This is a genomic window from Streptomyces sp. NPDC042336, from assembly GCF_055581985.1.
In genome coordinates, this window is sequence record NZ_JBVJEA010000043.1 from 1 (window position 1) to 13,951 (window position 13,951).

9 protein-coding genes and 1 pseudogene are annotated in these 13,951 nt (G+C 67.4%); 3 read left to right on the top strand and 7 right to left on the bottom strand.

What is annotated here, in order from left to right:
* Window positions 1–925: 925 nt before the first annotated feature.
* Window positions 926–1,386 (top strand): annotated as a pseudogene (locus ACZ6IM_RS40090) (IS5/IS1182 family transposase); the annotation flags it as partial.
* A 78-nt stretch (window positions 1,387–1,464) separates the two neighbouring features.
* On the opposite strand, the gene ACZ6IM_RS40095 reads toward ACZ6IM_RS40090, so the two are convergent.
* From ACZ6IM_RS40095 to ACZ6IM_RS40105, 3 genes are all read right to left on the bottom strand, one after another.
* Window positions 1,465–2,064: a TetR/AcrR family transcriptional regulator gene (locus tag ACZ6IM_RS40095; RefSeq protein WP_319217924.1), complete on the bottom strand. Its 600-nt coding sequence runs from the start codon at window positions 2,062–2,064 to the stop codon at window positions 1,465–1,467.
* A gap of 586 nt (window positions 2,065–2,650) precedes the next feature.
* Complete coding sequence (locus tag ACZ6IM_RS40100; RefSeq protein WP_319217926.1) at window positions 2,651–4,582, bottom strand: FHA domain-containing protein; 1,932 nt, start codon at window positions 4,580–4,582, stop codon at window positions 2,651–2,653.
* A 56-nt stretch (window positions 4,583–4,638) separates the two neighbouring features.
* On the bottom strand, window positions 4,639–6,351 hold the full coding sequence (locus ACZ6IM_RS40105) for a serine/threonine-protein kinase (protein WP_319217928.1): 1,713 nt from the start codon (window positions 6,349–6,351) through the stop codon (window positions 4,639–4,641).
* A gap of 730 nt (window positions 6,352–7,081) precedes the next feature.
* Between ACZ6IM_RS40105 and ACZ6IM_RS40110 the strand changes: the two genes are divergently transcribed.
* Together ACZ6IM_RS40110 and ACZ6IM_RS40115 are read left to right on the top strand one after the other, a co-directional pair.
* Window positions 7,082–7,411: a helix-turn-helix domain-containing protein gene (locus tag ACZ6IM_RS40110; protein ID WP_319217930.1), complete on the top strand. Its 330-nt coding sequence runs from the start codon at window positions 7,082–7,084 to the stop codon at window positions 7,409–7,411.
* Window positions 7,412–7,674: 263 nt separating this feature from the next.
* Window positions 7,675–8,160 (top strand): hypothetical protein, encoded by a 486-nt coding sequence (locus ACZ6IM_RS40115; protein WP_319217931.1) that lies wholly within the window; start codon window positions 7,675–7,677, stop codon window positions 8,158–8,160.
* 512 nt (window positions 8,161–8,672) lie between these two features.
* Here ACZ6IM_RS40115 and ACZ6IM_RS40120 read toward each other — a convergent pair.
* The 4 genes from ACZ6IM_RS40120 to ACZ6IM_RS40135 are packed head-to-tail and all read right to left on the bottom strand — an operon-like array spanning window position 8,673 to window position 13,928.
* A complete protein-coding gene (locus ACZ6IM_RS40120) occupies window positions 8,673–9,890 on the bottom strand; it encodes an FAD-dependent monooxygenase (protein ID WP_398918612.1) in 1,218 nt (405 codons plus the stop codon).
* Window positions 9,887–11,284: an MFS transporter gene (locus ACZ6IM_RS40125; RefSeq protein WP_052843599.1), complete on the bottom strand. Its 1,398-nt coding sequence runs from the start codon at window positions 11,282–11,284 to the stop codon at window positions 9,887–9,889. Before ACZ6IM_RS40125 ends, ACZ6IM_RS40120 begins: the two co-directional genes overlap by 4 nt.
* Window positions 11,281–12,123 (bottom strand): YoaK family protein, encoded by an 843-nt coding sequence (locus tag ACZ6IM_RS40130; protein ID WP_319215948.1) that lies wholly within the window; start codon window positions 12,121–12,123, stop codon window positions 11,281–11,283. Before ACZ6IM_RS40130 ends, ACZ6IM_RS40125 begins: the two co-directional genes overlap by 4 nt.
* Window positions 12,120–13,928, bottom strand: coding sequence for a gamma-glutamyltransferase family protein (locus ACZ6IM_RS40135; protein WP_319215947.1), 1,809 nt, complete (start codon window positions 13,926–13,928; stop codon window positions 12,120–12,122). Before ACZ6IM_RS40135 ends, ACZ6IM_RS40130 begins: the two co-directional genes overlap by 4 nt.
* Between the last annotated feature and the right edge of the window lie 23 nt (window positions 13,929–13,951).

A 13,951-nucleotide genomic window follows, 5' to 3' on the forward strand; every position in this document is an offset into this window, starting at 1 on the left:
AAGCCTTTGGGCTTGCTTGAGCCGTGGTGCTTGGAAACAGGCATGCCCGGTTCTGAGGGGGCCGGGTCGTGGCAACATGACCCGGCTACCCGACCAGTGGCGCGGCCTGGCCACACGAACCGACGAACTCGCTATCTCCTATCAGGCCGCACTCCACCTCGCCGCCATCCTCAGCAGACATCACCCACGCCCGCCAGCTCGGGCTGGTCAAGCTCCTGGCCGATGGGCCCGCGGTGGAGATCCTTGCCGGCGCCGGTTATCAGGGCCTGGGCGCCCTGACCGGCGGACGGGTGATCACACCATCACACCGCTGTTCAAGAAGAATGCTCCGGACTGGTACGAGGAGATGTAGAGCGCCAGCGCGAGGCGCACTCATCGAGGAGGATCCGGGTCGAACACGGCATCGCCCACTTGAAAAGGGCGGACTCTGACGCGCCACCTCGGCCGCTGCGAGCACATGATCGACACCGTTCAGGCCGTAGTCGGCCTGCTGACCTACCAGCAGACCGCGGACCTGACCACGGCACGACCGATGTGAACGCCGAGCCCCGCCGCTTCACCGCCTACCGTGCACGGGCCCGGCCCGCACCCGACCCGCCTAACCTCTACCGCATTCACCGTGCCCTAGCCGGTTCGCCTCATGACCCTCGCCATGGAGGCCGCGCTTGATGCCGCCATGACGGCTCGCACCACGTGTGCGAAGTGCTGCCGCCGGAACATGTGGTGCTTTCCCATGCGCAGTCTGGTCTGCGGTCTGAGCGCTTCGACGGACGCCCGCAGACCGTCAGGTCGTTGTGTTAGCCGTTGTTATCGACCGGGAGATTTCCCCTTTCGTTGCTGCGTAGTATCGCGCACCGGGTCGTATTTTTGACCCGAAGTGGAGGCCCCGGATGTCTGTGGGGTCGGCGAGGGGTTACCGGCACCCGTCTCGCCCGCGACGGTGTGCCGGGTGCTCCAGCGGCTCGCCCTTCTGCTCGTGCTCGAGCCGGTCCGCGCCTCGCAGGACGCCGTCGAGTGGCTGTGGATCGTGGACGGCGCCCTCGTCCCGGTCCGCGACCGCAGGGTCGGCGCGTCCTCGCGTAACTGCCGGTTCTCGGCGAATGCGCAGGTCATCGTGGACGCTGAGACACGTCTGGCGGTGGCGACCGCCCGTCCGGTGCCCGACAACACGGCAGACGCTCGGCGACGGCGCCTACAACAACACCGGCCTGATCGTCCCGCACCGCAAACGCCCCGGACGACCCCTGCTGAAGGGCGAGGAGGACAACAACGCGCAGCATCGCAAGACCCGCGCCCACGTCGCACGACTGCCGCCAACGCGGCGACAGCCTCCACCACGCCGTCCAGGCCGTCGTCCGCATGCACAAACTCGCCCTCACCGCATGACCGCACAGGCCCCAAGACCGCTTCAGTCTGCGAGATCAGACCTCCTGCAACACCCTTTAGAGGAAGGGCTCATCGGCATCAGAAAGGCGGGCGTAGCGGCCTGGGGTCACAAATCGGTTCGTTGCTACTGATCCGGATGGCTCGCCCCAGCTCTCTGATCACGTCTTCGGGGGTATACGTCCGCACGCCGGTGACCGCACTGACACTGATCTCCTCATAGACGACGCGGACGGCGGCGATCGCAGACACCGAACTCAAACGGACTTGGAAGTCATCGGCGGGAAGGTCCAACCGTCGCGCGATGACCGGGGTGAAGGCCTGCTCGGCCTGGCCGCACACCATTAGCCAAGAGGCGCGCAGGGCCGGTTCGTCACGTACGAGGGAGATAAGCCGTATAGACGCGATGTCGTCGGCCAGGTCCTGCGGGGTCGGTGAAGACTCGGACAGGTCCTCGATCAGGAAATCCTCGAACGACGCGGAGAGCGGCCACCTACGCAACGACGTCATGAACCGGTACGCCGACGCGGCCAGGACCGGCTCGACGCAGCTCTCTTTTGAGCGGAAGTAGCGCCACACCGTGCGGGTCGAGATGCCTGCGACGGCGGCGATGTCGTCGCCGGTGGTGTTGGCTACCCCTTGCGACCCGAACAAGGCGGCCGCGTGTCGCGAGACGGCCATTCGAGCGTCGGCCAGCCTGCCCGCAGCGCCAAACGGACGTTCCGGTTTCGTATTCCTCGTGGCGATGCCGCACCCCCCAGCAGTGACCTCACGTCCCCTGAATGTAGTCACTATGTGACACGGCTGGCTAGGCAGCCGACACCTCGCTGATCAAGCTGGCTCAAATCCGCGGAGCCTTCGATCACCCCTTCTACCGCACTTCAGACGCTCACGGGTTCTCTCGACTGGGCATGCCCACGCAAACCGCTCGGTCAGGACACGCGCCCCCTCACAGCCTGATGTGGCCTGCGGGCATGCAGTCCCTGGTCACAGCCCAGGAGGCAGGCGGCCGCCGCGGCCGGTGGGCGGTGCCTTGCCCCCCGGAAGCTCCTGGTCGAAGGCCGGACGGTCAGGACGCTCAGACCGGCTCCTGTCGCCGGAACTGATGCAGTGCCGAACCATGTTACGAGCGCACCCGCGACGAGGAAGTCCTTCGGCACAAGAATGACTGGGCAAGCACCCGTAGGTAAGGACATCGCCCGTGACCGACACCCTGTCCCCCGGCCGGCTGATGGGGGGCTCTGATGGCCGAGGCCCTGCAGCGGGCTCAGGCCGGCAGACGCGGATCCGACGCGCGAGGTGCAGCGGGGACGAAGACTGGAGCGTCCTGTTGGTAGAAGAGATCGATATCCGCCTCTTCGCCGCCGACGATCAGTGTGTCCCACGCACCGCTCTCCTGAAGCGTTCGCAGTGTTTCGGGGGCCAGTACGGAAAGGTGGTCCCGCAGTTCCTGGTCGTCAGGCAGACCGGGCAAGCGCGGTGCAAGGCGATCACGGATCGCCCGCATGCGGTCGAGGAGTGTCTCCAGGTCCCCGGCTGCTGATGCCATGCACTCAACGCGCGTCTCCGGGCCTGTGGTCCCGGATTTGTTGCCTTCCATACTGCTATCGATGATGTCCTTGATGGCTCGGGCCACTCCCCGGTCGTCCGTGGCGACCATGGCGTTCCACGCTCGGCTTTTGTGCCGGTACTGGAGCATGGACATCGCCGCCTCGTGCCGGATGAAGTCCGCGTCGCGCAGTGCGCGGCCGTGCCACGCGCCGCTGAGTGTGCGTGCCAGGGAGACGGCTGAGGCGAGACCGCTGTTCAGGCCTCTGCCTGGCCAGAAGTGGATGGAGTTCGCCGCGTCGCCCAGCAGGAATCCATAGGTTCCGGGACGGTCGCCGCCTGGACGAGTGATCTGCGCGGTGAACCGAGGTCGCTGCACCATGTCCAGCCGAAACGACGTGATCGCGCTGAGGTCGTCCTCGGCGACGCCGAAGAGGCGCAGCCCTTCCTGGATACGCTTCCACAGCGGTGAGTTGCGCAACAGAGCGGGCAAGAACAGTGTCCCGTGCGTCGGGCAGACGAACTCGCTGTCCTCTTGGCGGCTCATCACGCAGGGGCGTGCCGCGATGCATTCCTCGAAGACTTGCCGTACCGGATCGATGCCGACGACGTTGCTCGCTTCCTCTCGGGTGAGTCTCATGTTCAGAAAGCCTTCACCGCGAAGAGAGTTGAGCAGAAAGCGGTTCTGCGCCACCGTCAGCAGGACACTCATCGGGTCTCTGAGCCGAGACTTGACCCTCAGGCCCAGCACCACGTCCTGCAGATGTTCACCGTTGAGTGAGTAGATGGAGGCATCGGCCGCGCCGAAGCGGTTGGCGAAGTGCTCGCGGGTACGGGACCGGCCGCCCTCACAGATCGCCAGGACATGGTGACGGGCGATGAGGTGTTCGTGCTGCGCCGGGTCGAAGCGCTCAGGCACCAAGCGGATCGCTGGCTTGCTGTTGGCCAGTTCGAGGAGCCGGTCCTCGATGTGGGCGATCCGGATGTTGCGGGGCGGCTGCCCTTCTACGGAGTCCGGACCGAGGGGCCACATTTCGGAGAATTGGCCATCGCCGAAGAGTGCTGCTCGCACCTCCTCCGGCAGCGCCAGGTACTGGCGGCTCTGCACGGTGACGACCTGCTGGCGACGCACATTGCCGTGCGCTTCGCCCTTCCACACGACAGTGTCACCGCTGCGGAACCACCGGCCGTCGTAGACGGTGACGGAAACCCGCTGCGGGAGCGCCCTTTCCAGCAGCAGGGCGAAGGCGAGGCCCACCGGGCCGCCGCCGGTCACCGTGACCCGCAGTATGCCAGGGTCGGCGACTGCCTCGGCCCGTGGCGGAGCGAACTGGGAGAGGTCCATGACCGTCTCCACCGCCTCCTGTGTCTCGAACAGGAATGTCTCATCGCCGATGCGTATGGTGTCACCAGGCGTCAGCTCGTGCCGGGTCACGCGGTTGTCGTTGACGTACGTTCCGTTCCTGCTGTCGCGGTCGTGGAGCACGTAGGTGCCGTCCTCCACGAGGATTTCGGCATGCAGTCTGGACGCACTGACACTGACGATAACGACGTCGTTGTCGCTTTTACGTCCGAATGTCAGTGGAGCGTCGCCGAGGACGACGCTCTGGCCGGCGAAGGGACCGATACGTCCCACGATGACCGACAACATGGAAACTCCTTACGGGAAACCAGAGCTAGTTGAAATTTTCACAAAAGGGAGTGAGGCTACTCGGCGCCGGGGCGGCACGTCAGGGAGAAGGCAACAGCGTTGGACTTGACGTTGAAGGGCGACCGGATCTCCACTGACATGGCGCTGCGCAACGTCCCCTCGCGCGCGTAAGTTGACAGTCGCACCGTCTCCCTCTTGGTGACTGGGTCACCCTCTCGGAACGTCACTGTCCGCCACTCGCGGTCGACCACTGCCCCGTTCTCCGAGGCCCAACGGTAGGAGAACTGGAGAGGAGACCGGGCAGCCGTGAAGGTCGCCTCGAACCAAGGCGCCTTACTCTCACCAGGAGGGCAACTGCCCTCGTACGCAGTAGCGCCACCCGACACTGTCACGGACACAGGCTGGGACGTGGTTGCCCCGCTCCCTTTCGCTTCATCCCCCCGGCCGTCGCTGTCGCCCACGAACGCATAGGTCAGGCCTCCACCGACTAGAACCAGTACGGCGGCCGCAGAACCAATCAGGTGGGTGGTCCGACGGTTGCTCCCTGCAGGGGTAACCGCAGCGCCGACACCTGAGAAGCCTGGACCATGCGGCTCAATGACAGGCCCGTAACCGCCCATGGCCGTAGGGGGGCCGAACGACGGCACCGCTTCGGGTGCAGAGGTGGTGGCGGCCGCAGCAGAAGACGCCAGGGACTCGGGCAACGGCGGGTTCGTCACAGGTGTCGGTGGCGAAGGCGCTGCTTTGGTGCGCGCGGCGTCCACTGCCGGCTCGGTCACGACGGTCACACTCGCGTCTTCATCGGGCGCTGAGGGCGGGGCTTGTTCCGGAGCAGAAAAGGCGGTGGGCAGTTCCTCCGCTGCTGTTCCCGAGGCTCTGGCGGTGGTGGCGACGCCTGCCGTTTCGTCGGCCGAGGGCGCCGCCGGTTCCGCGATGACCCGACGCAGTTCGATCGCGGCCTGCTCAGCCGTCATCCTCTCTTCAGGATTCTTTCGCGTCAGCCCCTGGATAGCCGAAGTGAGTGGTCCCGCCCGGTGCGGCGACGGCAGTTCGTCATCGACGATGGCCCGCAGTGTCGCGAGAGCCGTTGTCCGACGAAACGGCGAACGGCCCTGTACAGCGCTATAAAGAAGCACACCCAGTGACCACAGGTCGGATGCGGTGCCCGGTGTGCGGCCCAGCGCCCGCTCCGGCGCCAGGTACTCGGGCGAGCCTACGACCTCACCCGTCAGTGTCAGGGCCGTGTCGCCCTCCACCGTTGCGATTCCGAAGTCGGTGAGCACGACCCGGCCCTCCTCGGTGAGCAGGACGTTGGCGGGTTTCACGTCACGGTGCAACACCCCGGCTCGGTGGGCCGCGCACAGCGCCGTCAGCAGTTCGGCGCCGATCCGCGCAGCTTCCCTCATTGGCAGGGCGCCCTGGACGCCGATCACATCGGCCAGCGAACTGCCGCGGACGAGTTCCATCACAATCCACGGTCGGTTGTCGAAAGTGACCACGTCGTAGACGGTCACCACACCCCGTGCGCTGATGCGTGCCGCCGCCCACGCCTCCCGCTCCAACCGCGTGTACATCTGTGCGATGCGCTCTGCGGGCAGGTCTGCTGAGGCACGCACCTCCTTGACGGCCACCTCACGGTGCAGCGCCTCGTCGCGGGCGCGCCATACGGTGCCCATGCCGCCCTCCCCGAGCACGGCCAACAGTCGGTACCGTCCACCAATCAACTGTTCGTCACCGGCGTGTGAAGAAGCCGCATCCTGGTTGTGCATGAGGTCAACTCCTGTCTCTGCGAGATGCCTGGGACGTATTGATCAATGGAGCGGGGTCACCGGCCACTCCTGTCCTGGCATCAGTGACAGCTCGGCTGTCATGTAGTGGGTGATTGAGCCCTTGACTTCACGTGGCCAACGTACGGCCGCTGGCACCTCGCCTTCGGTGAGCTGCAGCAACAGAACCGTCAGTGTTAGCCCAGGATGACCGATCACATGTGCTCGCCCGGGAGCGCGCCACGAAGAGACGTCTGAGGTCACGCTGCCCGGTCGTGCGGAATCAGGTATGTCCAGGGTGCCGCTGGAGAACTCGCCGTTCCCTCGGAAAGTTCCACCGCCTGCCCGGCAGTTCACCCGACCGCAACACTGTACTGGCGCCCAGTGAACTCATCACCACGATCAACCTTCCGCAGCCACTGATCACCACCCGCTCCCGCTGTCGCAAGATCCGTTTCCAGGCCCCTACGCCTTCGCGCCGGTCTCCCCGCCTGTTCGCTAGGCCCACAACACGGCACCGCCGAAGTTCGCAGCACGAACGCTGACGAGTCGCTCGAACACAGTGGTGTCCTAGTGCTTCTGACGCACGGCATCTAGAAGGAATGGTTCCGGCAGCGACGGAGTGAACGCATCCTTGCTCGGAGCACTGGCGGCAAGGGCAAACTGACCGCCGACGGAGTCCGCCCACCGTGCTTTACCTGCGCTAACTCGAGTGGACGCTCTCGCCGTACACATGCTGATCGCAGACCATCTGGCGGTGTCGTTGTCGATCCGCGGAGTGTGGGAGTTGCTGCGGCGGCGTGGCTGGTCGTGTCAGCAGCCTGGCCGGCGGGCAGTCGAACGGGACGAGGCGGCGGTGGCCAGCTGGGTGAAGTGCCCCGGGCAAAGCCACCGCTGCGGCGCTCGGGGCATGGCTAATCTTCGAGGACGAAGCTGCCGTCTCGATGACGTCGCACCGCGCATGCACCTGGGCACCCACAGGCAGCACGCCCGTGGTTCGGTTCAACGGCGCTTCCCGAGGCGGCATCTCCATGGCCGCGCTGGTGTGCTTCAAGGCCGGTGAACGCAGCCGTCTGGTCCACCGTCCTCGCATTCAGGGTCATCACCGAAGTGCCCACCGTGGCTTCAGAAGCTGTTGTGCTTCTTCTTGATCTTTGGCCTTCGACTCAGGTGGTCTGTGGGCCCGCGTATTACTAGGTAGGGACAGCGGCAGCTTGAACGCCCGCTGATGATCGGCTGGCGTGCGGGGGGGGCGAGCCTGATGAACCGTGCGACGCCGCGACACGTTGATCATCCCGTGGTACCGCGACGGACAGGAGCAATCTTATGGATGAGGAATCGCTGGAGTCGTGGCCGGATGGCGATGAGCTGCCTTCGGCTGATGTGGCTTCCCCTCAACACCTTGCTCGCGCCATTCGTGTTCTCGAAGCCATGGCTTCAGGGGTGGAGGAAGAGGGGCACCCCGACGATCTCAAAGTCGAGCAGTATCGGCGGATCCACCGTGTTGCCGACTGGATCTGTGCCGCCACCACTACTCTCACGAGCCCGATCGGTGATCTTCCTGGTGCTCTGGATGCCTGGGACGGTCTAGAGCCGGGGGAGCTCAGCCACGCCTTGCTCATCGCCACCCTGATGAGCAAGGGCGGGTCCCTTATTGTGCCGCCTTCCGGCATGACGCCAGATGCGCTGGCGGGGAGGGATGGAGCACTGCACGCCGCAGCCGTGGAACAGCTGCCGAACGGACTTATCCGTATCTCTGTCTGCCCGCGGCCCGACAACGACTTAGCCGGCACAGACTTTGGTTCCACGTAACCTGTATGCGTGGCTCGCGTCCACCGCAGTTATGGGCAGTTCAAGCCGAAGGGGTGGGACGTGCTGAGGCTCGGGCTACGTTATACACCTGCTGGTCACCAAAAGGGCTGACAGGCGCAGCGCGGCCGCCGCTACGGGAAACAGCGCGCCGCCCGATTGGTGATCAGCGGCCGGTACCTGCCCTCAGCACTCGTTCTGCAGCAGCACTGCGGCGTCCCACTCGACCACATCCTCGAGCTGAACGCGCATGTGGTCCTGCCGCCTGGCCGTGCTCCTCCCCCGGCCTCATCTCAGCAGGCATGGCCAAGCAAGGCCCGTCACCGATGCACTGGCCTCGCTGCGCCAGGCCGGAGCGCTGCCGAAGCCGTCACGTGTTCGGACAGCAGCCCGTGCGGCCCGGGCAAGGGATTCCCGGCCAACACGGGGGACTGACGGCCCCGGTCACCCTTGTGGGGTGACCGGGGCGCTTCCGCTCGGGCAACGGCGCTTGTGAAACCGAGCGGAGCTTAGGGTCACCTCATGGACGTGAACTCGGGCAGCGCAAGGGCCGAATGTGCCGGTCGTCCCTCCCCTGAGGGGATGGCACCGAGGTTGCGCAGCCTGTCATTGCGTTCCGCCAGGGTCTGGGGTGTGGTCGGGAAGAGGGTGGCACCGCCCTTGCCGACCAGATCCTGGTTCATGGTCACGAAGTCACGGGTGGAGTGTTCGTAGGCAGCGAAACTCGCAGCGTGGCCCCCGTTGGCCAGAGAACCGGCGAGCATATAAGCGCCGACGAGGGCGAGGCTGGTGCCTTGTCCGGTGAGGAACGACGGCGCCCATGCGGCGTCGCCCACCAGCGCGCCCCTGCCGTTGGACCAGCGGGGCATGCGGATCTGGCTGACTGCGTCGAAGAAGACGTCGTCCGCGTCACGCAGGGCGGCCAGCATGCCGGGGACCTCCCATCCGGCGTCGGCGAAGACCGTGGCGACCAGGTCACGTTGGGCTTGCGGATCCGGGAACGCGGCGAACGGCGGTTGCGGCTGGGCGAAGTTCAGGAAGGCGTGCACCTCGTCGTCGCCCACGGCGTACAGGGCCGCGGCCCTGCCCGGAGAGTTCCACATCACGGTCTCGCGGGAGAGGCCGAGGGTGTTGGGCATGGTGAACACGGCGAAGCAGTAGCCGAGGTAGTGGTGGAACTGTTCTTCGGGTCCGAACAGCATCTCCCGGGTACGCGAGTGCATGCCGTCCGCGCCGAAGACCAGGTCGAAGGTACGCCTGCCGCCTCCGCGGAAGGTGACGTCCACGCCGTGGCCGGACTGGTCGAGGGTGTCGATGGAATCGTTGAACACGAACTCCACGTCGTCGCGGACAGCCGTGTAGAGAGCGTCGGTGAGGTCCCCGCGCCGCACCTCCAGGTCCCGTCCCGCGACACCGCCGGTGACACTGTGCGGGTGGAGCGAGGCGACCTCGCTGCCGTCCCCTTCGAGGAAGGTGAGGCGGCGCAGGTCGATGTGGGCCTCCCGCAGCCGCGGCAGGATCCCCATCCTCTGGACGACGTCCAGCGCGGTGCCGCGCACGTCGATGGGGTAGCCACCGCTGCGCAGCGCGCCCGCCTTCTCCACCACCGTCACTGCGTATCCGTAGCGGTTCAGCCAGAACGCGAGGACCGGACCGGCGATGCTGGCCCCGGATATCAGGGCCGTGGGCCTCAGCGTGGTACGAGTGCCTGTCAGCTGGTCGCTGAAAGTCATTCCTTGACTCCTTTGCTCATGGTTCGGACGACAAGCAGGGACAGCACCGCGACGACGCCGGCGGTGAGGAAGCCGGTGGTGAAGGCCGATTCGGCCGGGATCTCGGACCCGGGGGAGGTTCCCGAGGTGAGGAGCGTGCCGCCGAGCATCCCGCCTACGGCGGAGCCCAGCACGCGCGTCACCAGGACCAGACTGGTGGCGATGCCGGTGTCGCCTTCATCGACGGAGGAGGCGATGCTGGTCACCATGGCCGTGACACACAGGCCGTTGGCGAGTGCGATCAGTGCCTTGCCGGCGGCGATATGCCAGACCTCGGAGTGTGCGGCCGACAGCGCGAGCAGGGCGACGGCCATGAGGACGGCCGCGGTGGCAACCACGGCACGCGAACCGAAGCGCCGCTCCCCGATTCCGCCGAGCGGTCCGGCCAGCGTCGCGGCGACGGCGCCGGGCAGGAGGACGAAGCCGATCTCGGTGGCGCCGAGATCAAAACCGTATCCGTCGCCGGACACGTCGAGCAGTTGCGGAACGAGATACACCCCCATCGCGGTGCCTAGGCATATCACGAACGTCACCACACACGACTTCCAGATCACCGGCCGTGCCAGCATGCGCAAATCGATCATCGGCGCGGCCACGCGGCGTTCGACGGCTGCCCACCCGGCCACTAGGGCGGCCAGCACCGCGACGAGGGCGACGAACACGAGTGGCTGCGAGCCCGCCTCGGGCGCCATCGCGAACACGAGCAGCAGGGTGACCAGGATCCCGCTCAGGAGAAGCAGGCCGGGCCAGTCGATCCCGGCGTCGTCCTGCCGGCCCGGCGGGTCGGACGGCATCAGCCTGTTCACCAACAGGGTGAAGCCGATGACCGCGAAAGTCGGCACCGCGAACATCCAGTGCCGGGAAAACGCTTCCGCCACGGGCCCGGCCGACAGCAGGCCCACCATCGAGCCGCCCACGAACATTCCGCTGACCAGCCCGATAGCGGCCTTCGATGCTCCTGAGGGGAGGTGTTTGCGCACCACGATGAAAGACAGCGGCAGCGCGCCCACCATCGCACCCTGAAGAATCTGGCCGATCAGCAGCACCGGCAGGTTGGGCGCCAGGGCGGACACCAGGCCGCCGACCGACACCACGGCCATCAGCCGGATCAGGATTCGCTTTCCGCCGTAGCGGTCGCCGAGTTTGCCCGCGAGCGGTGTGATGAGCGTGCCGGTAATGGCGAGCACGATGTTGAGGAGCGCCCCTTCGGACGGACTCATGTCCAGCTCGCGTTGCAGGAGCGGGAGCGTCGGCGCCACTACCGACTCCAGGGCGCCGGTGGAAATCGCCAGCATGCCGAGGGCTGCGACGGCGGCCTTCCCCATGTGGACCGGGGAGTCCAGGGTTGTGGTCATGAGCGTCCTTTCCGTTGGTGCCGGGCGAGTAGGGGCCCGGCCGCCCGCGTGGCGCTTCCGCCCGCCCCGGCCGTCGACGGATCCGTCGGGCAACCGCACTTCGGGGATGATGTGGCCGGACGGTCTGCCACCGCGTGGTCGGCGGAGTGGGCGGACGCGTGGCCGAGACCGCTCACGGCGAGCGCGACAAGCGCTGCCGCCGCCACCGCGAGACCTTCGTGCACCCGGCACAGCGCGGCGCCGGTGAGCGCTCCGGCGATGATGAGAGCGACGGCCGCGGCTCGCCGCGGGGCCTCTTGACGGCGGGCCGCTCCCAGCCGGGAGTCCGCCGCGAGCCCGGTCAGCGTGGAGGTGACCACCACGGTGGTGACGTCCCGCACCGCCAGGTGGCGGGCCGTCGCCGCCTGCACACCCATGGCCAGGGCGAGAGCCGACGCCATCAGGGCGCGGGCACCAGGGGTGGCCGCCCCGATGACAGCGAGTCCGAGCGCCGTGGCAGCCAGGACGAGAGCGACACTGCCCAGCAGGCCCGTGCACCGGCGGCTCCAGCCCGGGGCAGCGGTGCGCAGCACCCGCCCGGCCGCGGCCGCGCCGGCGAGAAAGAACAGCAGTGCCAGGGCGGGAGCGAGCACCGGCAGGTGTGTCCGGCCCGCGGCGGCCATCCCGAGGATGACCACGTTGCCCGTCATGTTGCCCGCGAACACCTGGTCCAGGCGCAGGTACCCGACGGCGTCGACGACGCCGGTCGTGAAGGTGAGGGCGAGCATCAGCCCGAGCGGCGTGACACGCCGCCGCACTGTTCGGCGTCCGGTGCGGGTGCGTGCCTTGGGGCCGTTCATCGCCCCGCCGCGTAGCCCTGGGCACCGCGCGGGTTCGCCGCCGCCCTGAGGATGCCGCTGTCCGGGTCGCGGGTGACTACCGACAAACGGCCCTGGCTCCAGGGTCCGGAAACGGTCACGTCGTGGCCGCGTGCGCGCAGTTCGTCGATGACTGCCTCGCCCGCTCGTTCCTCGATGACCAGTCCGGCCGGTGTCCAGGTCCGTGGCCAGAACGAGCTGGGTACGGCGGTGGTGTGGAACGCGGGCGCGTCGATCGCTTCCTGGGGGTCCAGCCCGAGCGCGAGTGTGCGCACCAGGTAGATCAGTTGCCACTGGTCCTGCTGGTCGCCCCCTGGGGTGCCCAGCGCGGCCACGGGAGCGCCGTCGCGCAGCAGCAGGGTGGGAGTCAGTGTCGTACGAGGTCGCCGGCCCGGTGCCAGGCGCGACGGGGCGGTCTCGTCCAGCCAGGTCATCTGGAGCCGTGTGCCCAGTGCGAAGCCCAGCTCTGGTACGGCGGGAGAGGATTGGAGCCATCCGCCCGACGGTGTGGCGGAGATGATGTTTCCCCAGCGGTCGACGACGTCGATGTGGCAGGTGTCGCCCCGGGTCTCCCCCGTCTGTTGCACGGTGGGTTCACCCACGCCGTCGGCGCGGACGGCGTGCTGCCGGGTGACGAGCGGCGGTATGTACGGTGTGACGCCGATGTCACCAGGCCTGAACGCGGTGGACGCGGCCGGGCGGATCAGGTCGGCTCGCTCCTTGCTGTAGCGGGGGGACAGCAGGCTGCGCACGACGGCCTCCGCCTGCGCGGGATCCAGGTGCCCGTAGTACGCCTCCCGGTCGGCCATGGCCAGCTTCAGGGCCTCGGTGAGGGTGTGGATTCCCGCGGCGGTCGACGGGTCGATCTGTTCGTCGTCCAAGTGGTCCAGCATGGTGAGCGCTTGTAGCAGCACGGGACCCTGGGACCACAGTCCCGCCTTCGCCACCGTGGTCCCCCGGAAGGTGGCGGTGACGGCAGGCTCGATGGACGGATGGAAGTCGGTGAAGTCGGCTGCGGTGATCACTCCCGCGTGGTCCGTGCCCGAGGAGTGCCGATGGGGTGTGGCCGCGAACTCGGCCGCGACGGCTGCCACGTGCACGCGCCAGGTACGCCGTGCGGCGGTGATCCGTGCGGTTCTCGTCTCACCGGCGCCCCCGGTACTCAGCCGGCGCAGGGTGCGGGCGTAAACGGGATTGAGGAGCGTCTCATGTGGTCGCGGGACCCTCCCCCCGGGCATCCACTGCGCGTACGAGGTGGGCCAGTGAGTGCGGAAGAGTTCTTCGACCGTGGCGAGAACGCGCGCCAGTTGGGGTACGACCGGGACTCCGTGTTCCGCGTAGTGGATCGCATAGGCCAGGACATCGGCGAGCTCCCAGGTACCGAACTCGGCGAGCAGCCAGAGCCAGGAGTCGACGGCCCCCGGGACGGCGGCGGCGAGGGCCCCCGCCCCCGGGACGTGGTCGAGTCCTTCGGCCTGGAAGTGCTCGGGCGTGGCTCCCCGCGGGACATGGCCCTGCCCGGCCAGTACGAGGGGCGAGGGGTCGGCCGCGGTCGCGAGCACGGCGACGAGATCACCGCCCGGCCCGTTGAGGTGGGGTTCGGCCACGTGCAGCACGAAGGCGCCCGCCGTGGCCGCGTCGAATGCGTTGCCGCCCCGCTCCAGCACGGACTGAGCGGTGGCGGAAGCCAGCCAGTGTGTCGATGCGCACATGCCGAAGGAACCGCTCAGCGTGGGGCGCGTGGTGTGAGGGGACGCGTCGTTCGGTGACGGTCGTGGACCGGCCATGTCTGTGGCTTTCCATTCGTGTG

Coding starts and splice junctions, on each gene's coding strand:
- ACZ6IM_RS40135 (WP_319215947.1), bottom strand. CDS start 13,928: ATGGCCGGTCCACGACCGTCACCGAACGACGCGTCCCCTCACACCACG.
- ACZ6IM_RS40095 (WP_319217924.1), bottom strand. CDS start 2,064: ATGGCCGTCTCGCGACACGCGGCCGCCTTGTTCGGGTCGCAAGGGGTA.
- ACZ6IM_RS40100 (WP_319217926.1), bottom strand. CDS start 4,582: ATGTTGTCGGTCATCGTGGGACGTATCGGTCCCTTCGCCGGCCAGAGC.
- ACZ6IM_RS40125 (WP_052843599.1), bottom strand. CDS start 11,284: ATGACCACAACCCTGGACTCCCCGGTCCACATGGGGAAGGCCGCCGTC.
- ACZ6IM_RS40120 (WP_398918612.1), bottom strand. CDS start 9,890: ATGACTTTCAGCGACCAGCTGACAGGCACTCGTACCACGCTGAGGCCC.
- ACZ6IM_RS40110 (WP_319217930.1), top strand. CDS start 7,082: ATGCTGATCGCAGACCATCTGGCGGTGTCGTTGTCGATCCGCGGAGTG.
- ACZ6IM_RS40130 (WP_319215948.1), bottom strand. CDS start 12,123: ATGAACGGCCCCAAGGCACGCACCCGCACCGGACGCCGAACAGTGCGG.
- ACZ6IM_RS40105 (WP_319217928.1), bottom strand. CDS start 6,351: ATGCACAACCAGGATGCGGCTTCTTCACACGCCGGTGACGAACAGTTG.
- ACZ6IM_RS40115 (WP_319217931.1), top strand. CDS start 7,675: ATGGATGAGGAATCGCTGGAGTCGTGGCCGGATGGCGATGAGCTGCCT.